Genomic DNA, 21,143 nt, shown 5'->3' on the forward strand with positions numbered 1-21,143 from the left:
ACTTTTATTTTTTGTATAACCTTAGGATTTAAGGCGTGGCTCTATTTTCACAGCTCAGTTGGTATTTTCTTAGTGAATGGCGTCGTTATGTGGGTGCCATTTTCTTATTGATGGTTATCGCAGTATTACAGGTGATCCCTCCAAAAATTGTGGGGATTATTGTGGATGGTGTCGATAACCATAGTCTGACGTTTAGCCAAGTGATGAATTGGATTGGCGTAATGGTATTAATTGCCCTTGCGGTTTATCTGTTACGTTATTTTTGGCGTCTTTGGTTATTTGGTGCATCTTATCAATTAGCAGTAAAACTGCGGATGCAAATCTATCAACAACTTAATCAACAATCCTCCTCTTTTTATCATCGTTATCGTACAGGCGATTTAATTGCGCGTACGACGAATGATGTGGATAAAGTGGTTTTTGCCGCGGGCGAAGGTGTACTGACCTTAGTGGATTCTATGGTTATGGGGATCGCTGTACTGGTCATGATGAGTATTCAGTTAAGTTGGGAACTGACACTAATATCATTATTACCTATGCCAATCATGGCTATTTTGATTAAGCGATATGGCGATAAATTGCATAGTCGCTTTAAAACCGCGCAGGCACTTTTCTCTTCACTTAATAATCAAGCTCAAGAAAGCTTGAGTAGCATCCGCATGATCAAATCTTTCGGACTAGAACAACAGCATGCTTCCCGTTTTGATGATGTGGCAAAAGAAACTGGACGCCAAAATATGCGTGTTGCAAGAATTGATGCGCTGTTTGATCCTACTATTTTTATGGCTATTGGTTTTGCTAATTTACTCGCTGTTGCGGGCGGTAGCTATTTTGTTATTCATGGCAAAATGACATTGGGTGAATTAACCAGTTTTGTGATGTATTTGGGGCAAATGATCTGGCCAATGCTGGCTTTAGCATGGATGTTCAATATTGTTGAGCGTGGCAGTGCTGCTTATAGTCGAATTAATAGTTTATTGGATGAAAAGCTCGATATGGTTGATGGTGAATTATCACCAAAGCAAGGTCGAGGCGTATTATCCGTTGATATCAAATGTTTCCAATATCCTGAACAAACGACACAAACACTGAAAAACGTTCATTTCACATTATCACCCGGTGAAATGTTAGGTATTTGTGGTGTGACAGGAAGTGGTAAAAGTACATTACTTAATGCCATTCAACGACTTTACGATGTCACCGAAGGTGAAATTTGTTTTCAATCAGTTCCTATTTATCAATTGAAACTTGATGAATGGCGAGCTCGATTGGCGGTTGTTAATCAAACCCCCTTCCTATTTTCAGATACCATCGCAGGAAATATTGCGTTAGGTCGTCCTGATGCGACAAGAGAAGAAATAGAGTCTGTTGCGAAACTGGCAAATATTCACGAGGATATTTTACGCTTACCCGAAGGGTATCAAACACAGGTAGGCGAAAAAGGGGTGATGTTATCTGGTGGACAAAAGCAACGTATTTCTATTGCTCGAGCATTATTATTAGATGCTGAAATTTTATTATTAGATGACGCTCTATCTGCTGTTGATGGACAAACGGAATATCAAATTTTGCAAAACTTGTCGCAATGGCGAAAAGATAGAACATTAATTATTAGCGCCCATCGCTTATCTGCATTGGTTGGTGCTACGAATATCTTAGTGTTAAAACAAGGTGAGATTATAGAGCAAGGTACACATCAGCAATTAATTTCAATACCGGGTTGGTATCAAGATATGTACCATTATCAGCAATTAGAGGCGGCGTTGGATGACGATGAGTAAAACTAAATCCGTTAAAGCGCTATTGCCTGCATTAAAGCGTCTTTTGACTTATGGTAAAACCTACCGCAAACCGATGACATGGGGTGTCATTATGTTGTGGGTTGCGGCTGTTGCAGAAGTGGGAGGCCCATTAATTGTTGGCTATTTTATTGATGCAAAAGTTGCCACGAATAATGTGGAATTAATGTCCTCATTAGGTTTGGCATTGGCTTTTATTCTTTTGCAGGTGATTGCCGCTACACTTCATTATTATCAAGCCATTGTGTTTAATCATGCTGCCGTTGGTGTTGTACAACAATTACGCACCGATGTAATGAGTGCAGCACTAAAACAACCATTAAGTGCTTTTGATAATCAGCCCGTGGGACAGTTAATTTCTCGTGTAACAAATGATACTGAGACGATTAAAGATTTGTTCGTGAACGTGTTACCGACATTATTCCGAGCGATTGCTTTGGTGGTGGTAATGCTAATAGCTATGTTTTTATTAGAATGGCAAATGGCACTTATTGCCATGATGATATTTCCTGCGGTGATAGGTGTGATGATGCTTTATCAGCGATTGAGCACCCCTATTGTACGTAATGTACGTCATTTTCTTGCCAATATTAATGATGGTTTCCATGAAGTTATCAATGGCATGTCAGTTATTCAGCAATTTAGGCAACAAGCTCGATTTGGTGAAAGAATGTCAGATGATAGCTGGCAACATTATCAAGCACGTATGAAAGCGTTAAAACTTGATGGCCTGTTATTACGTCCTTTATTAAGTATGCTCTCTGCGTTGGTTCTGTGTGGCTTATTAATGTTGTTTGGGTATCAAGGGAGTGCAGTGATTGGTGTTGGGGTTATTTATGCGTTTATTAGTTATTTAGGCAGATTAAATGAACCCTTGATCACATTGACATCACAGCAATCCATTTTACAACAGGCGGTTGTCTCTGGTGAGCGAGTGTTTGAACTGATGGATGCCCCTTTACAGCGTTACGGCTCCTCATCACATTCCATCACTCAAGGTAATATCGATGTTAACTCGCTTTGGTTTGCCTATCGTGATGAGCAATGGGTATTAAAAGATATTAATTTAACTATTCCGGCTCGTCATTTTATCGCATTCGTTGGGCACACAGGAAGTGGCAAGAGTACTTTAGCCAGTTTATTAATGGGAAATTATCCTTGGCAAAAAGGAAGTATCTCTCTAGATAAGCAACCATTAGAAGTGTATTCCCATGCCGCATTACGTAGTGGTATTGCGATGGTGCAGCAAGATCCTGTTTTATTATCAGGTTCACTGCATGACAATATTACGTTAGGTCGTGATTGTGATGAGTCACATTTATGGCAGGTATTAGAAACAGTTCAACTTGATCAATGGGCTAAAGCCTTACCGGAAGGACTACAAACAGAACTTGGTGAGCAAGGTAGTCGCTTATCCGCAGGGCAAAAACAGTTACTTGCATTGGCGCGTGTATTATTAATACCTCCTCGTATTCTTATTTTAGACGAGGCAACCGCAAATATTGATTCAGGCACAGAACAAGCTATACAGAAAGCGTTAAAAGTCGTTAGGGAAAAAACAACATTGATTGTTATTGCTCATCGACTTTCCACTATTATTGAAGCCAATGAAATTGTGGTGCTTCATCGTGGTGCAGTTGTTGAACAGGGCGATCATGCTAAGTTACTCTCACAAAAAGGTCGATACTATAATATGTATCAATTACAGCAAGTCAGAGAATCTTTACAAGAGCAAGCGCCTATTGCAGTAGAATAATCACCTTAAATAAAAAATCTAATTTTAGAGGGCACATCATTGTTATGTATGTGCCCTTTTTGATTTCCCGATGATCTCACTTTTATCAAAATAGTAGCCGTATTTTTGCACCAACTCGGTGAGCTTTTTCATTTTAACTATTTCTAGAATTAACTTTTTGTTTAAATATCAACTCATTAAATAATGGCATGTCTTTTGCTTTTCTATATGGGCTTTGTTCTTTCAAATATCGACGAGGTTTATATGAAATATATCATCGCCATTATTAAGCCATTTAAATTAGAAGAAGTACGAGAGTTACTTTCTGAGTTAGGTATCAAGGGAATGACAATCAGTGAAGTAAAGGGATATGGGCGACAAAAAGGACATGCGGAGTTGTATAGAGGGGCAGAATACGAAGTTAATTTTCTCCCCAAAGTAAAAATAGAACTTGCTATTTGTGATGATCAACTTGAGCCAGTTATGCAAGTGATTATGCAAGCGACTGATACAGGGAAGGTAGGAGATGGAAAAATATTTGTTTTTGAATTATTGCAGGCAGTCCGTATTCGTACTGGTGAGTCTGGTGATGAAGCACTTTAAAGGAGATATTCAATGAAACGCTTACTTTCTTTGTTATTAATGTTAGTGCTTACACACTTTTCTTCATCTGTATTTGCGACTGAAACAGTGATTGTTGATAAAGCTGATAACAGTTTTATGTTGATATGTACTGCTTTGGTCTTTTTTATGACGATACCCGGTATTGCTCTGTTTTATGGCGGATTATTAAGAGGGAAAAACGTACTTTCTTTGATCACGCAAGTCATGATGATCTTCAGTGTCGTTGTTATTCTTTGGGTTACATTTGGCTATAGTTTGGCATTTACGGCGGGTAATAAAATTTGGGGTGGGTGGTCACTTACTTTTTTGAATAACGTATCACTGGATTCACTCTCTGGTTCAATTAATCAGTATGTACATATTGCTTTTCAAGGATCTTTTGCTGTTATCACTGTTGCATTAATTATTGGGGCATTAGGAGAGCGTATTCGTTTTTCCGCACTGCTTATTTTTACGGTTATTTGGTTCACCTTTTCTTATATTCCTATCGCACATATGGTATGGGGAGAAGGTGGTTGGTTAATCGATGATGGGGCATTAGATTTTGCGGGGGGAACCGTCGTACATATTAATGCGGCTATTGCTGCTCTTGTTGGTGCTTACTTACTTGGTAAGCGACGTGATAGCCAGTATACCACGCTTAAACCGCATAATTTACCCATGGTCTTTACGGGTACAGCAGTGCTCTATATTGGTTGGTTTGGTTTTAATGCAGGCTCTGCTGGCAGTGCAAATGCGATCGCGGCTTTAGCTTTTCTAAATACAGTAATTGCAACGGCAGGAGCCGTACTTTCTTGGACTGCATCAGAATGGATCACCAGAGGCAAACCCTCTATGTTAGGTAGTTGTTCTGGTTGTATTGCAGGATTAGTTGCAATTACACCTGCTGCGGGCACGGTCGGCGTGATGGGCGCTTTATTTATCGGTGTAATGGGAGGGATCATTGGGCTTTGGGGCGTAGTTGTTTTAAAGCGCTGGTTAAAAGCTGATGATGTTTGTGATGTTTTCGGCATTCACGGTACTTGTGGAATTGCGGGGTGCTTATTAACAGGCGTGTTTACGGCTTCATTTTTAGGAGGAGTGGGATATAGCGAAGGTATGACACTGAGTAAACAAGTTTTAATTCAGTTAATGAGCGTCGTGATCACCGTGATTTGGTCTGGTGTTGTCGCTTATATAGGTTTTAAAATCGCAGATAAGCTGGTGGGCTTGCGAGTTTCAGAAGAAGAAGAACATGATGGATTAGATTTAACCACTCATGGTGAAAGAGCTTATCAACAATAATTGTCTATTCCCCCTCGTTTGAGGGGGGAATATGCCAAGATATTATTTTGAATGTTTGGTCCGTTTTTGGCGAATAACGCCTTCTTGAACAGAAGATGCGACTAGTTGACCATTTGTATTAAAGAATTTACCTCTAACAAATCCTCTACCACCTGATGCAGAAGGGCTTTCAATCACATAAAGCAACCAATCATCCACACGGAATGGACGATGAAACCACATAGAATGGTCAATCGTAGCGACCTGTAGACAGGGGTCCATAAAACCTAAACCATAAGGTTGGAGAGCTGTTGGTAAAAAGTCAAAGTCAGAAACATAACCAAGTAAGTATTGATGCAAAAAAGGATCTGATGGCATTTCACCACGACTACGATACCAAACATAGCGTTCAGCAGGTGCTTTAGCGTAGCCAAAAGGACTAAAATATTGCACGGGACGTGCTTCAAAAGGCGTTTCTCGTAATGCTAAAGATTTTATCGGCTCAGGTAGTTTCGGCGCTAATCTCTTTAAAATTTCATGTTGTGAGATAAGTTGATTTGGAAAAGGAACATCAGGCATTGCATCTTGATGCTCAAAACCTTCTTCAAATTCTTGAAAAGAAACCGTCATATAAAAAATCGGTTTACCATGCTGAATCGCACTAACTCTACGAGTACTAAATGACCCGCCATCACGAATAAACTCCACATCATAAACGATAGGCTTATGACTATCGCCAGGACGTAAAAAGTAGCTATGAAATGAGTTGATATAACGGTTATCAGCGATTGTCTGTTTTGCAGCGTATAGTGCTTGTCCTACAACTTGCCCACCAAAAACTTGAGGTAATCCTAAATCTTCGCTTTGACCTCTAAATAAGCCTTCTTCTATTTTTTCAAGTGCCATCAAATTGATGAGATCTTTCAATGCTTGACTCATAGTGTACCTGTATCATTAGATCGGGTTATTTTTTATAAAATTGATTATATACAATCCTAAGAATATAAAAAAATAATCTCCCTTTTATCTGAGATAGTCATTGAGAGAGAAATGAGCAGAGTGGGTGAGATTATTGTTTATCCGCTTATTGAATACTCTCAGATAAATTTATGAGAGGCAAAAAGAGCGTTAAAGGCAATGGAATAATCAGTAAGTGCGGATTTGGATAATTAATCATCACTTAGGCTTGCTTTCCTTGCTATTTGGATCAGTTTAAAACATAATGCGTGACGTCTTAGCAATAAGACAATCTATGGGGTCTTGTTGGTTCTCCCGCAACGCTAACTTGTTAACTCGGTCAGGTCCGGAAGGAAGCAGCCATGGCAGGTGTCGCGTGTGCCGGGATGTCGCTGGCAAGGCCCCACCCAATTTATCGCCTTTTATAACTTCTCATTTCTTATATTAATATCTTCTAATATTTTTATTTCCCCCTATGTTTTTACTCGCTATGGTTGTTTTTACGTATTGTTTTCTTTAGAAGTGAGAGTCAATCTTGTTGAATAGAAAATAGTATGCTGAATGTATCAATTTAATATTGGAAAATTTACGGTAGTGTTTATAAATGGAAGGAATATTTAGGCAAAGAAGTGCAGTCATGCCGTAATAAGTCAACGGCATGATGGTGTGTAATCATTCTACTGATAAGAAAACGTGAATAAAACGATATCTAAATTAAGAACTAATAACCCTACTACTATAAAAATAAAAATAGCAAAAATAAAACTAAGGTAATTAAATAGAACTAGATTATCTTACAAATTTCCAAACAGACGCTGGAATTTTATCATATAACTTATTCATTGTGAGCTCAGCTAAACGGTGGTCTGCAGCTGAATAAAACAGCTCCAGCTCATCATCAGAAAGTTCATATTTGTTTTTTTCAATCACACGTTCTAATGTTTCGATTGAAGTACATTTTCTTAAACGCATTAGATAGTCTGTCTTAGTCATGTTGTCTTTTCTCTATTATTAAAATAAAACTAAAGATAATTAAATTTACTTAATATAACTTTTTGGGTTTTTGGCAATGAGAGTTAAAAGTGACTGATTTAACTCTTTCCAATTATTGATATCTGAGTAAGAAATTGATGTATTACCAAATAAACGATAAGTCTCTTCAAGGTACTCTTCTATAAGAGTATTAATTACATGTTTATCTGGGTGCTTAATCTTAAATTTCCAACTAAAGTCCATAATGTGTTCAATTAAGACATTAAGGTCAACGCTTTTTGTGCTACTCAGATCGTTGTACCAAACTGTGTTGTCTTTATCTAATGAGCCTAAAGCTTGCTGTAATAGCTCTTCGCATAAAAACGACAATTCGGCTAAATCTACTTTTTCTGGTGAATATTCGTCCATAGCATATCGTAATAGAATTAATAGAAAATATTCATTAATAATGATAAATACTTAAAGTTGAACTTATTAATGGGATACATCACATAATTCATTAATGGATTAATAAAAAACATAAACTTGAAAATGGGTGTTTATATTTACTCGTATGCCAAAAGAGTTTAATAATTATATTTATTATTTCTAACAAAGTAATAGCATATCGAAAGACAATACCAAGCACTCAATTACATTCAAATGAGTTTGAAATTTATACAATAAGTATTTCTTTGCTTAATATAGCACTATTATTGCATAAGTCACTATCTGAACAACAGAATTTTGTCTATTTTCGTAAAAATCAAAAAATACCAATTAAAGAACATTTCTCTTAACATTATGATTATCTTGATTTTTATGGATTTTTAAATGTTTAAGCGTGTAAATGAGGCATAATTATCGCTGTTATTTATAAATAACAGAACTGCTTAATTTTGACAAAAAGTCACATATAAGAAGAAAAATAAAATGAATTTATTGATTAAAGAGATATTTCCCCAAAATAATATAATGAGATAAGTTTTCATTTAAAACAATACATCAATAGATAAAGAAAAAGGTCGCTTTCGCGACCTTTTTGGCATTATCACTCAAATTCATTCAAATTAGTGTGAATGATTTGGATGCTCTAAATCTTCATTTTTCTTCGCAAATCGTCTACGGATCACGACGAAGAAAATAGGAACAAAGTAGATAGCAAGGGAGGTTGCGGCAATCATACCACCGAATACACCTGTACCTACGGAGTTCTGAGCACCAGAACCTGCACCGTTACTTAATACCAGAGGAATAACCCCTAACATAAAGGCAAGTGAAGTCATTAGAATTGGACGTAGACGCATTCTAACAGAGTCTAACGTTGCTTCTATGAGTCCTTTACCTTCTTTTTCCATCAAGTCTTTGGCGAATTCAACAATCAAGATTGCGTTTTTCGCCGATAACCCAATGGTTGTTAAGAGCCCAACCTTAAAGTAAACGTCGTTTTCAAGACCTCTTATTGATGTTAATGCAAGAGCACCAATAACACCCAGTGGAACGACTAACATAACGGAGAATGGGACTGACCAGCTTTCATAAAGAGCAGCAAGACAAAGGAATACAACTATCAAGGAAATGGTATACAGCGCAGGCGCTTGGTTACCAGATAAACGTTCTTGATATGACATTCCTGTCCATTCATAACCGATACCGCTTGGTAGTTTACTTGCGAGATCTTCCATCATAAGCATTGCATCACCACTACTTTGACCCGGTGTTGCACTACCTTGAATTTGAACTGCCGGTAAACCGTTATAACGCTCTAAACGAGGAGAGCCGTATAACCAAGGATCTTTGCTTGTATCAATGAACGATGAGAATGGAACCATCTGACCGACATTGTTACGAACATAAAGATTACCGATATCTTGTGGCAACATACGGAATTGTGATTCAGCTTGGACGTAAACTTTCTTAACACGACCACGGTCGATAAAGTCATTTACATAGCTACCACCAAACATCGTACCTAATGTTGAATAGATATCACTAATTGCAACACCTTGGGCTTGTGCTTTCTCTAGGTCGATATACAGACGATATTGTGAAGTATCTTCCTGACCGTTAGGACGTACACCCATTAACATTTGAGGTTGTTGCGCTGCCATTCCGAGTAATTGATTTCTTGCTTCCATGAGTTTTTCGTGACCAAGGTTAGCTTTATCCACTAACTCGAACTCGAAACCACCCGCAGAGCCTAACTCAACAATCGCTGGAATATTAAATGAATAAACAAAGGCTTCCTTAATTTGGGATAGTGCCATGTTGGCACGTCCTACAATCGCCGGAACTTTGTCTTCATCCGCTTTACGTTCATCCCAATCATTCAATACAACGAAGACCAGACCCATATTTTGACCTTGACCACCGAAGCCGAAGCCACTTACGGTAAAGACAGATTTAACGAGTTCTTTCTCATCAGTATTGAAGTAGTCATTGACTCTTTCTAGTACGTCTTGTGTTTGTTCTTGTGTTGATCCCGCAGGCAACTGAACCATTGTCAGTAATACACCTTGGTCTTCTTCAGGTAAGAACGATGCGGGTAAGCGAATAAACATTAACGCCATACCTGCGACTAATAAAACGTAAATTAATAAGTAACGACCAGTACCACGAAGTGTACGGGATACACTGTCAGTATAGTGATGACTACTCTTTTCAAAGGTACGGTTAAACCAACCAAAGAAACCAGTTTGTACACCATGACTGCCTTTCGGCACAGGTTTTAACATTGTTGCACAAAGTGCTGGTGTTAAAATCAATGCAACGAAAACAGATAGAACCATTGCTGATACGATGGTGATAGAGAACTGGCGGTAGATTGCACCTGTTGAACCACCAAAGAATGCCATTGGGATAAATACTGCAGAAAGTACTAGGGCGATACCGACCAGTGCACTTTGGATTTGTCCCATGGATTTACGTGTTGCTTCTTTAGGTGATAACCCTTCTTCTTGCATGACACGTTCGACGTTTTCTACTACAACGATGGCGTCATCCACCAGAAGCCCGATGGCAAGTACCATCGCGAACATCGTTAAAGTATTTATCGAATAACCGAACGCCGAGAGTACGGCAAAGGTACCTAACAATACAACGGGTACTGCAATGGTTGGAATTAACGTAGCACGGAAGTTCTGTAAGAACAGATACATTACTACGAATACCAGCATAATTGCTTCAATCAGCGTTTTTACCACTTCGAAAATAGAGATCTTAACGAATGGCGTTGTATCGTAAGGATAAACAACCTCTAATCCCGCTGGGAAGAAGGGCTCCATTTCAGCCAATGCTGCACGTACCGCAGTTGCTGTATCTAATGCGTTAGCACCTGTTGCTAATTTAATACCGATACCAGAAGCTGGTAGGCCATTAAAGCGAGCAACAGTACTATAGCTTTCAGCCCCCATCTCAACCACACCGAGATCTTTTAGCTTAACCTGTGAGCCGTCTGTGTTGACCTTCATCAGGATATCGCTAAATTGTTCAGCGGTATTAAGTCGAGTTTGGGCAATAATAGATACGTTTAAACGCTGACCAGGAACAGGAGGGGTACCCCCTAATTGACCTGCTGCCACTTGGTTATTCTGTGCTCTAATTGCACCAATAACATCCAGTGTGGTCATGTTGTATTTCACCAGTTTATCGGGATCTAACCAAATACGCATCGCGTATTGAGTACCAAATAACTGGGTTTCACCCACACCGGTAACACGGCTTATTGGGTCTTTAATCGTTGCACCGACATAGTCTGCAATATCATCTTGTGACATTGAACCGTCAGCAGAGATAAAACCTGCAACCATCAAGAATGAACTTGAGGATTTATCAACACTAATCCCTTGTTGTTGCACTTCCTGAGGTAATAACGGCATAGCAAGTTGCAGTTTATTTTGCACCTGTACTTGCGCGATATCAGGGTCAGTACCTGCTTCAAAGGTCAGAGTGATATTCATCATACCCGCTGAGTCACTGGTTGCAGACATATACACCATGTTATCGATACCATTCATATTCTGTTCGATAACTTGGGTAACGGTGTTCTGCACAGTGGTGGCGTCAGCACCAGGATAAACCGCAGAGATAGAAATTGCTGGCGGTGCAATCGTTGGATACTGGGCAACAGGCAGTTTGATGAGTGCCAGAAGACCTGCGAGCATGGTAATTATCGCAATTACCCACGCAAATATCGGTCTATCTATAAAAAACTTAGGCATGGATCACCGACTCCTTATTGAGGATTCTTAGCTGGCTCAGTTTGTTCAGGTGATGGCTTCGCATCTAAATTTTCTTCTTGAGGCGTTACTGTCATTTTTGGTTTTGCTTTTTGCAATCCAGAAACGATAACGCGCTCACCAGCCTGAACACCACTATTAACGAGCCATTTATTACCAACAGCTTGTGACACACTTATGGTACGAACTTCAACAACATTGTCTTTATTAACAACCATTGTTGTTGCTTCACCACGAGCGGTACGAATAACGGCCTGCTGTGGGATCAAAACTGCATTTTGACGAATACCATTTTCTAATTTAGTACGAACAAACATACCTGGTAATAGTTCCCCATTTGGGTTAGGTACGATCGCACGCATCGTAATTGAGCCTGTTGTTTCATCAACAGTCACATCAGAAAACTCTAAATGACCTTTCTGTGCATAGGATTGCCCATTAGTTAATGTTAAATGAACAACGGGTTTGCCTTGCTCTTGACGAATAACGCCACTTTCGATTTCATTTTTAAGCTTCAGGTAGTCTTCACTCGATTGCGTCACGTTGACATAAATCGGATCAATTTGCTGAACAGTTGTCAGTGCTACTTGCTGACCTGGAGCAACAAGTGCGCCTTCAGTCACAGTCGATTTACCTGAACGACCTGAAATAGGTGCCGTTACTTTGGTGTATTCAAGATTAATTTTTGCAGTTGTTACAGCAGCTTCGCCTGCTTTAACGGCAGCAACAGCTTGTGCATACTGAGACGTAGCAGTATCAAAATCTTGTTTACTGACATAGTTTGTACCTAGCAGAGGCTTATAACGCTCCACAGTGAGACGCGCTATTTCAGCATTCGCTTTCGCTTTCGCTAATTCAGCTTTTGCACTATTTAAAGTTGCTTCAAAAATAGCTGGGTCGATTTGATACAAAGATGTACCTGCTTCTACATAGCTACCTTCAGTATAATTGCGCTTTAAAATAATGCCGCCAACTTGAGGGCGAACTTCAGCAATACGGAAAGCTGATGTACGACCTGGTAAATCAGTGGTGATTGTCAGAGCTTCAGCTCCTAAAGTCACAACACCGACAGCCGGTGCAGGAGGTGGCCCTCCAGCAGACTGTTTAGCTTTGTCGTCACATCCAGCAAGAACCAAGCTGCCTGATAGCACTAACAGAGCCAGAGGCAAAACCCCTCTGTTTTTTCGCATAAGAAAACCTCTATTCAAACGTTGTTTCCCGGGATAAAAATAATTAAGTTGATGATTGATTACGATGTATAGTACAAACATACATGAATGTATGTAAATTAACTTCAGTCAAAATCGAGGATTAATGGCACGAAAAACTAAACGGCAGGCACAAGAAACAAAACAGCAGATTATTGATGCTGCAATTAGGCTGTTTACTGTGCAAGGCGTTTCTGCCACATCACTTTCAGATATTGCAACAGCGGCAGGTGTTACCCGTGGCGCAATATATTGGCACTTTAAAAATAAAGTGGATTTATTTACTGAAGCGTGCGAACTCACCGACTTAAAAATAGAATCTTTAGAAATAGAGTATCAATCAAAATACCCAGATGATCCACTATTTGTATTAAGAGAATTGCTTATTTACATATTGACATCGGTTGTTGAAGATCCCAAACATAATGCACTTTTAGAAATATATTTCCATAAATGCGAATTTGTTGGTGAAATGACACCAATTGTTGAAATTCGCAGAGAATTGTGTGCAGCTGATCACTCTAGAATAGAACAATCTTTATCTCGTTGTATTGAAAAAAAGCAGCTTCCTGCCGACCTTAATTTAAGAAGAGCCGCCATTATGTTAAGAGCCATGATGACAGGTCTTGCCGAAAATTGGTTATTTTCACCAGAAAGTTTTTCTATCAAAGATGAAAGTCAATATTTGGTTGATAGTTTTATTGATATGATAAAGCACAGCGCAAATATGAAAATATCAGCGTCATCTTAATTTATTATTAAACTTGAGGAAGAGGTTTATGAGTAAGGTATTAGTTATTGCTAATGGTGCAGCTTATGGCAATGAATCATTATTTAACGCACTGCGTTTATCAATAACATTAAAAGAACAGCATCCAGAAACAGAATTAAATATTTTTTTAATGTCTGATGCTGTGACAGGGGCTTTAGCTCGTCAACAACCTAAAGAAGGCTATAACTTACAGCAAATGCTGGAAATTTTAACGGCGCAAAATGTGCCTGTTAAACTCTGTAAAACATGTACAGATACGCGGGGTATCAGTGACTTACCACTTGTTGATGGTGCGGAATTAGGTACATTAGTCGATTTAGCGCAGTGGACATTAGATGCGGATAAAATCCTGACTTTCTGATCTCAATTTCGTTTTCTCAGGCGAGAAACAAGCCAAGCAACTTGTTCTGTTTACACTGCCAATTTAAAGCAATTGGATTATACTAATAAACAGTTTTTCAATATTAATTGAACAAGTTGCTTAATCATGTGTACAAAAACTCTTTTCTCTCAATTTGATAGTCAAGTAAAGGCGATTATTACAGCCTCGATTATTGTTTTTATTCTTTGGAGCTTCTCTATTACGGCTGTTTTAGCCGCGGCACCGAGTAATTTACCGACTCAAGAAAGCATTCAAAACCAGCTTAATTTATTAAATAAGCGCAGTGAGTTAAGTGCAGAAGATAAATTAACTATCGCTGATCTCGAACAATCGCTTTTATTGCTTGATGATATTCAACAATTAGAGAAAAAATCGACAAGCTACAATAAAACAGTCGATCAATTACCGGAAAAATTGCGCAGTACACAATATCAACTCGATCAATTAAAACAAAAAGCCGCCAATAAAGAAGACGATGATTATAAAAAATCATTGGAGGCTTTACCGCTTGCAACATTAGAATCTCAACTTGAAACGGTATTACAGTCATTACAAAAATCTCAAGATGATTTAGCCAACTACAGTAATGAGCTTATTGTATTACAAACACAACCTGAAAGGGCGCAATCTGTTTTATTTAGTAATTCAGAAAGACTGCAACAAATAAGAACTTTGTTGAATAAAAGCAGTGCTGATAAAGCACAAATGCGCACTTCATCAGTGCAACTGTTGCAATTAGAACAATATTATCTTCAACAACAAAATAATTTTCAAAAGCGAACTCTTCAATCCAATGTGCAATTGCAAAGCTTATTGCAACTACAGCGAGATTATAGTTCTGCTTATATCGATCTTTCACAAGAGCATGCCCAATTACTTCAGGATGCTATCAATGAAAAACGCTTAGATAGCTCAGAGGAAACTGCCAAAGAAGCCCAAAGTACAGGGCTTGAGAATCAGCTCATTAATAATGATCCATTTTATTTGGCACAAACAGAAATCAATAAACAGCTTAGTGATAAGTTGATTGTTACCACGCAAAATAATAACGATTTAAATCGCCATAGCTTACTCGTAAAGAATCGTTTAGATAGAGCCATTCAATCTGAACGTAATTTAAAAGAACAAATTGATGTGCTTAAAGGCAGTTTATTACTGTCACGTATTCTGTTTGAAGAACAAGTTGATTTACCCGATGGTATATTTATTAATAACTTACCCGATAAAATTGCCGATTTGCGATTAGAACAATTTGAAATAAACAAGCAACGGGATCAAATCATTCAACCGAATATTTATATTGATCAGTTGATGAAAGAGTATCAATCGACACATCCTGAAACTTCAGATACCAATGCGCAAAAAGAGTTACGCAATGCTTTGGAACTATTAGTTGATGCTCGTAGAGAACTGCTCGATAAACTGAATAACCAATTAGGTAATCAAATCTCTGGTTCGATTAACCTACAAATGGATCAACAACAATTACGCAGTGTGGTAAGTTCACTCGAAAACACATTAGCTCAGCAAATTTTCTGGGTAAGTAGTAATAAGCCAATTAATCTTAATTGGTTTTCAGCATTCCCCGCTCAGGCTGTTGCCGAGTTTCAAGGTTTTAAACTCAACTGGTCAAATGAAAATCTGCTGATCGGGGCTAAGAAATCACTTCCTGTTCTTATTGCGTTAATTTTGTTCGGTTCAATACTGATCTGGCAGCGTAAAAAACTGGATATTCAGTTTGAAAAACTCAATGGGGATATAAATAAACTCAATAAAGATTCTCAGTTACATACACCACTCGCACTGGGAATTGTGTTTCTCAAAACATTACCTCTGTCTTGTTTTGTCTTAGCGATAGGATATTGGCTAATAAATAGCTTTAATGTACAGCAAGAATTTATTTGGTCTTTCGCTTGGCAATTTGCGGTATTTTGGCTGATGTTTGAATGGTCTTATCGCTTAATGTCTGACAATGGCGTTGCTGTAAAACATTTTAAAATTCCCGTAGAACGAGTCCAACAAAACCGTAAACGCTTATTGCGGCTTTCTCTTCCGATGCTACCTATTATTTTACTTTCCGCTTATGGCATTAATAATCCACTATTGCTGGTGGGGGATGTTATTGGGCAGTTGGTTGCGATTATTTCACTCTTTGGTATTAGCTTGTGTGCGTTGCCATTTTGCCGTGAAATGTGGCAAGAAAAAGGTAACCATGTTGTTAGAACGGTTGTCATTACTTTATTAACGTTTTCACCCCTTATTTTAATGGGATTGGTTATTTTTGGTTATTACTACACGGCATTGCGTTTAGCAAATCGCTGGATTGATAGTTTATATCTGCTCATGCTGTGGTTTATTGCTTATCACGCCAGTTTGCGCGGATTAACCGTTGCGGCTAGAAGGCTTGCATATCGCCGAGCTCTCGAACGTAGACAAGCGATGTTAAAAGAGAAAAAAGAAGGTGAAGATAATAGCCTTGAACCTGTTCAAGAGCCACCAATGGATATGGATCAAATCAATCAGCAATCATTAAGATTGACAACGATGATCTTATTTATCATCTTTGCTTCTAGTTTCTATGGAATTTGGTCTGATTTTATTACCGTCTTTACTTATTTAGATGGAATAACGCTCTGGAATTACACGTTACCCACAGAACTGGGTAACGTTATTAAGGCAGTTACAGTTGCCGATTTATTATTATCTGTTTCTATTATGGCAATTTCTTGGTTTATGACACGAAATTTACCAGGTCTATTAGAGGTATTAATTTTATCTCGTATAAAACTGCAACAAGGTGCTTCTTACGCGATCACAACTATTTTAACCTACATTATTATTGCTATTGGAACCATCGTATCACTGGGTATATTAGGTGTAGCGTGGGAAAAACTGCAATGGTTAGCCGCCGCTTTAACCGTTGGTTTAGGGTTTGGTTTACAAGAAATATTTGCAAACTTTGTGTCTGGCTTAATTATTTTGTTCGAAAGACCGGTCAGAATTGGTGATACGGTTACTATTGGTACTTATTCCGGTACGGTTAGCCGAATTCGGATTAGGGCTACAACAGTGACTGACTTTGATCGTAAAGAAGTGATTATTCCAAATAAAGCGTTTGTCACTGAGCGACTTATTAACTGGACATTATCTGATACGGTGACACGTATTATTATTCAAGTGGGGGTTGCTTATGGCTCTGATCTTGATAAGGTCAAAGCGATCTTAATGAAAGCGGCTAAAGATAATACCAGAGTGATGACTGAACCAGAGCCTGTGGTGCTATTTACTGAATTTGGGGCAAGTACGCTAAATCATGATTTGCGTTTTTATGTGAGAACGTTAGGTGATAGAAACATTGCAATAGATGAAGTTAACCGTGCTATTGATAAGTTATGTAATGAAAATAATATCAATATTGCGTTTAACCAACTTGATGTTTATTTGCATAATAAACAAGGTGATGAAGTACAAGAGATAAAACGTCCTCTTGATGGCTCAACACCTGAAGCTAATACGCCATTTGCTTAATTAAGAGATGAATGAGTAGATTGTGTCGCTAATTTTTTTTCATAATCTTGGCGCACAATCTCGAGAGCTTCTAGTGCTGTTTTAGGATCAATATGGTGGCTTTCTAGTAAGTAGATAAGATCAACTGCCAATTGAACAGACTCTGGTGCTTCTTTTAAACTCATTATCACTTCCTTTAAAATTTATCTTCTTGTTTCTCAATGCTCTTTTCGATAGAAAATAGGGCGTTTTTACAGCGCGCAAGGCGATTTTCAAGCGCTGCAATCTCTTTTTGTAACTCTTGTTGCTTCATAAAGTTTTGGGCTTGCGTTAATGAAAGCTCTCTATCTTGGATCATGGAGTGTAATCGACGCTCATAATCCTGATGTTGGGCAAGTTTTTGGTATAAATCGACACTTTTTTTTCGTTGAGTTAGCTGGTTTTCTTGCTTTCTTAGTGTTTGTGTCGATAATTCACGAGTTAATGCTTCAATTTGTTGTAGGATTTGTGTTGCCAGAAACTTAACCTGCTGGCTTCGTTGTGCCTCAACACAAGCGATTAACTGGGTAAAATTATCGCGGATCTGTTGCATATAGCCACCAAGGGAATCACTTCGGCGGTGAAATAGTGCTGTGTCGAAGCAAGGTGCTGCAATTTTTTTGTTTGCAATAGGCGCCACTGTTTCGGCTAGATTGTCTATCTGTTTTTTAAACAAGCTTAAAGGATCGGGTTTATTCATCTGGTTCTTGTTCCTGTTTTGATAAAAACATGAATTGACTTAAAGCAACAAAAAACAGTTGTTAATTGGCTTTCTGTTGCATTTTAACGGCATATTGCATAGATTCTATCGTTTCGTTTTTTATTATGGCACTGATTATGACTGCTAACGCGCAACAACTGCAATTTATTAAAGACAGTATTGAAACCATTCCTGATTATCCGAAAGAAGGGATATTATTCCGTGATATCACTACATTATTAGATAATCCTGCTGCATATCAGGCAACCATTGATTTATTGGTAGAACACTATCAAGGTCAGGGTATCACTAAAGTTGTGGGTACCGAAGCGCGTGGCTTCTTGTTTGGTGCTCCTGTCGCTTTACGCCTAGGCGTCGGTTTTGTTCCTGTTCGTAAAAAAGGTAAATTGCCTCGCGAAACGCTCAGTGAAACTTATGATCTGGAATACGGCACAGATACTTTAGAGATCCACAAAGATAGCATTACGGATCAAGACAAAGTATTAATGGTTGATGATTTACTGGCAACAGGTGGCACCATTGAAGCAACTGCTCGTCTTATCCGCCGTTTAGGGGGAACAGTGACAGAAGCCGCATTCATTATCTGCTTACCTGATTTAGGCGGTATCGAACGCTTAGAAAAACAAGGTGTTCACAGCTTTACACTGGTTGATTTTCCAGGACATTAATATCTTCACTGTTTAGAAAAGAGCGAATTAAGTTCTTATCATAAACACAAGTAAGAGTGCGGGTGTCTATATATCATTTATAAATTTTTCTATTTTTATAAAGGTATATTGCCCGCACAATTGTTAACGCTGACTTTATCTTAAATTTCTGCTGGTTCTTTCATCAATATCTCATTTGTTTCTTACAGATCTCGCTCAATAGGTCGCCCCTGTGTTAGCATAGAGATAAATCTTGTTCAAATTTAGCGGAATCAATGAGCTATCAGGTACTTGCCCGTAAGTGGCGCCCACAAACTTTTAACGATGTTGTTGGTCAACGTCATGTGTTGACTGCTTTAGCTAATGGTCTTGATCATCAGCGACTTCATCACGCCTATCTTTTTTCTGGCACAAGAGGTGTCGGGAAAACGACGATTGCTCGCTTATTTGCCAAAGGGCTTAATTGTGAAACTGGCATTACGAGTAAACCTTGTGGTCAATGTGCAAATTGCCTTGAAATAGAACAAGGGCGTTTCGTTGATTTAATTGAAATCGATGCGGCATCTCGAACCAAGGTAGAAGATACCCGTGAACTGCTGGATAATGTGCAATATGCACCCGCTCGTGGACGCTTTAAAGTCTACTTGATTGACGAAGTTCACATGCTTTCTCGTCACAGTTTTAATGCGTTACTAAAAACATTAGAAGAACCGCCAGAGCACGTTAAATTCTTATTAGCGACGACAGATCCACAAAAATTACCTGTCACGATTTTATCGCGTTGCTTGCAATTTCATCTGCGAGCATTAGATATTGATCAAATTGCGACACAACTCGAAAAAGTGCTTTTAGCAGAACATATTGAAAATGATGTAAGAGCACGTCAACTTATTGCCCGCGCCGCTGATGGCAGTATGCGAGATGCGTTAAGTTTAACAGACCAAGCTATCGCAAGTGGCGAAGGTGTTGTCAGTGCAGAAGTGGTTAGCCAAATGCTAGGCACTATTGATGACGCTCAACCTTTAGCATTGATTGAAGCGCTGGTTAAAGCGGATGGTCAACAGGTCATGTCGCTGGTTAATGAAGTTGCTTCAAGAGGGACTGACTGGGAAAATTTCTTGGTGGAAACACTCTCATTACTGCATCAAATTGCAATGTTGCAGTTATTGCCTAGTGAAGAAAATCCGCAAGAGCAATTTACTCAAGAACGCCTACGTTTATTGGCTAAATCTATTTCTCCACAAGATTTACAACTCTATTATCAAACCTTATTAGTTGGGCGAAAAGAACTGGCTTATGCACCAGATAGACGCATGGGGGTTGAAATGACTCTGCTACGTGCGCTTGCTTTTCATCCTAAAACAGTGATTGATGAAATACCTTCTGCGCCATTAGCACAAACTTTACCTTCAGCATCCTTGCCTACGAATAGAGTGTCTGAACAGTATGCCCCGCAAACTGCGCAAACTCATTCGCCTCAAATGGCTCATCAATCTTCTTCCCCCATAGAAAAGAGTGCGTCATTAGGCAATAGCCCGGCAGCACAACTTTTAAGAGCAAGGCAGGCAATCAAGGGGACGGAACAACAAACCCCGCCAAAAAAGTCTGAACCGGCGACGCCTAATCGGGCTAAGCCGGCAGCTAGTGCATTAGAGCGGCTAGCTGCCGTGAGTGAAAAACGCCAGCAAGTTGCCAAGCGTCAGACTAATGCGCCTGAGAAAAAGAAAAAAGAAGAGTATCAGTGGCGTCCGCAAAACCCTGAGCTCATGTCAACGCAAGAGGTTGTTTCTTCACCCAAAGAGATCAAAGAAGTTCTCGAATATGAAAAAACACCGGAATTAGCAGCAAAAATTGCTAAAGAGTCGCAAGAAAGGGATGCTTGGGCGGCTGAAATTGACAAAATGCCACTCCCTAAATTAGTGCAACAACTGGCATTAAATGCGTATAAAGAGACAGTAAGCGAAGAAAACGTTATTTTGCATTTACGAACTAAACAGAAACATTTAAATTCAGCAAATGCGTTACGCACGCTTACTAATTCGTTAAGTGAATTGCATGGAAAAGCAATTTCACTCACAATTATAGAAGATGATGATCCAGCGGTAAAAACTCCGTTGGAGTGGCGACAAGCCATTTATGATGAAAAATTGGCGTTATCGCGTCAATCGATTATTACGGATAAAACGATTCAAACATTACAGCAATATTTTGATGCTGAATTGGATGAAGAGAGTATCCGACCTGTTTAATCGCAACATGTTGTATGACTTCATACTGTG

At 38.8% G+C, this 21,143-nt stretch carries 16 protein-coding genes and 1 other RNA gene; 10 read left to right on the forward strand and 7 right to left on the reverse strand.

The window, feature by feature from the left end; all coding sequences use genetic code 11:
- Positions 1-35: 35 nt before the first annotated feature.
- The 4 genes from DK865_RS11915 to amtB all read left to right on the forward strand — a co-directional run bounded on the left by DK865_RS11915 (position 36) and on the right by amtB (position 5,442).
- Complete coding sequence (locus DK865_RS11915; protein ID WP_109391999.1) at positions 36-1,781, forward strand: SmdA family multidrug ABC transporter permease/ATP-binding protein; 1,746 nt, start codon at positions 36-38, stop codon at positions 1,779-1,781.
- The gene (locus tag DK865_RS11920) at positions 1,768-3,555 is read left to right on the forward strand and encodes a SmdB family multidrug efflux ABC transporter permease/ATP-binding protein (RefSeq protein WP_109392000.1); all 1,788 of its coding nucleotides are present in this window, start codon (positions 1,768-1,770) and stop codon (positions 3,553-3,555) included. Before DK865_RS11915 ends, DK865_RS11920 begins: the two co-directional genes overlap by 14 nt.
- A gap of 243 nt (positions 3,556-3,798) precedes the next feature.
- Complete coding sequence (gene glnK, locus DK865_RS11925; RefSeq protein WP_109392001.1) at positions 3,799-4,137, forward strand: P-II family nitrogen regulator; 339 nt, start codon at positions 3,799-3,801, stop codon at positions 4,135-4,137.
- A gap of 12 nt (positions 4,138-4,149) precedes the next feature.
- Positions 4,150-5,442 carry an ammonium transporter AmtB gene (gene amtB / locus DK865_RS11930; RefSeq protein ID WP_109392002.1) on the forward strand — a complete coding sequence of 431 codons (1,293 nt, stop codon included), beginning with the start codon at positions 4,150-4,152 and terminating at the stop codon, positions 5,440-5,442.
- 42 nt (positions 5,443-5,484) lie between these two features.
- On the opposite strand, the gene tesB is transcribed toward amtB, so the two are convergent.
- Positions 5,485-6,360, reverse strand: a complete 876-nt coding sequence (gene tesB / locus DK865_RS11935; RefSeq protein WP_109392003.1) for an acyl-CoA thioesterase II — start codon at positions 6,358-6,360, stop codon at positions 5,485-5,487.
- Positions 6,361-6,682: 322 nt separating this feature from the next.
- Between tesB and ffs the strand changes: the two genes are divergently transcribed.
- An RNA gene (gene ffs / locus DK865_RS11940) (signal recognition particle sRNA small type) lies at positions 6,683-6,779 on the forward strand.
- 388 nt (positions 6,780-7,167) lie between these two features.
- On the opposite strand, the gene DK865_RS11945 is transcribed toward ffs, so the two are convergent.
- The 4 genes from DK865_RS11945 to DK865_RS11960 all read right to left on the reverse strand — a co-directional run bounded on the left by DK865_RS11945 (position 7,168) and on the right by DK865_RS11960 (position 12,778).
- Complete coding sequence (locus DK865_RS11945; RefSeq protein WP_006535062.1) at positions 7,168-7,371, reverse strand: HHA domain-containing protein; 204 nt, start codon at positions 7,369-7,371, stop codon at positions 7,168-7,170.
- A 45-nt stretch (positions 7,372-7,416) separates the two neighbouring features.
- On the reverse strand, positions 7,417-7,779 hold the full coding sequence (tomB, locus tag DK865_RS11950) for an Hha toxicity modulator TomB (RefSeq protein WP_023580850.1): 363 nt from the start codon (positions 7,777-7,779) through the stop codon (positions 7,417-7,419).
- Positions 7,780-8,420: 641 nt separating this feature from the next.
- Positions 8,421-11,570, reverse strand: a complete 3,150-nt coding sequence (locus DK865_RS11955) for an efflux RND transporter permease subunit (RefSeq protein WP_023580849.1) — start codon at positions 11,568-11,570, stop codon at positions 8,421-8,423.
- A 14-nt stretch (positions 11,571-11,584) separates the two neighbouring features.
- Complete coding sequence (locus DK865_RS11960) at positions 11,585-12,778, reverse strand: efflux RND transporter periplasmic adaptor subunit (protein ID WP_036911663.1); 1,194 nt, start codon at positions 12,776-12,778, stop codon at positions 11,585-11,587.
- Positions 12,779-12,902: 124 nt separating this feature from the next.
- Between DK865_RS11960 and acrR the strand changes: the two genes are divergently transcribed.
- From acrR to mscK, 3 genes are all read left to right on the forward strand, one after another.
- Positions 12,903-13,547, forward strand: a complete 645-nt coding sequence (gene acrR / locus DK865_RS11965) for a multidrug efflux transporter transcriptional repressor AcrR (RefSeq protein WP_109392004.1) — start codon at positions 12,903-12,905, stop codon at positions 13,545-13,547.
- Between the two features lie 28 nt (positions 13,548-13,575).
- Entirely contained in the window at positions 13,576-13,929 is a 354-nt protein-coding gene (locus tag DK865_RS11970; protein WP_023580846.1) for a DsrE/DsrF/TusD sulfur relay family protein, read from the forward strand.
- Between the two features lie 174 nt (positions 13,930-14,103).
- Positions 14,104-17,478, forward strand: coding sequence for a mechanosensitive channel MscK (gene mscK, locus DK865_RS11975; RefSeq protein WP_323368366.1), 3,375 nt, complete (start codon positions 14,104-14,106; stop codon positions 17,476-17,478).
- Here mscK and rsmS read toward each other — a convergent pair.
- Both rsmS and priC read right to left on the reverse strand, forming a co-directional pair.
- Positions 17,475-17,642: a pleiotropic regulatory protein RsmS gene (gene rsmS / locus DK865_RS11980; RefSeq protein ID WP_023580844.1), complete on the reverse strand. Its 168-nt coding sequence runs from the start codon at positions 17,640-17,642 to the stop codon at positions 17,475-17,477. The two genes, mscK and rsmS, sit on opposite strands and share 4 nt — an antisense overlap.
- An 11-nt stretch (positions 17,643-17,653) precedes the next feature.
- The gene (gene priC / locus DK865_RS11985) at positions 17,654-18,196 is read right to left on the reverse strand and encodes a primosomal replication protein PriC (protein ID WP_109392006.1); all 543 of its coding nucleotides are present in this window, start codon (positions 18,194-18,196) and stop codon (positions 17,654-17,656) included.
- A gap of 137 nt (positions 18,197-18,333) precedes the next feature.
- Between priC and apt the strand changes: the two genes are divergently transcribed.
- Positions 18,334-18,885: an adenine phosphoribosyltransferase gene (gene apt / locus DK865_RS11990; protein WP_036911661.1), complete on the forward strand. Its 552-nt coding sequence runs from the start codon at positions 18,334-18,336 to the stop codon at positions 18,883-18,885.
- 254 nt (positions 18,886-19,139) lie between these two features.
- Entirely contained in the window at positions 19,140-21,113 is a 1,974-nt protein-coding gene (dnaX, locus tag DK865_RS11995) for a DNA polymerase III subunit gamma/tau (protein WP_109392007.1), read from the forward strand.
- Positions 21,114-21,143 lie beyond the last annotated feature (30 nt).

The organism is Proteus cibi (assembly GCF_003144405.1).
GTDB classification, from domain to species: Bacteria; Pseudomonadota; Gammaproteobacteria; order Enterobacterales; family Enterobacteriaceae; genus Proteus; species Proteus cibi.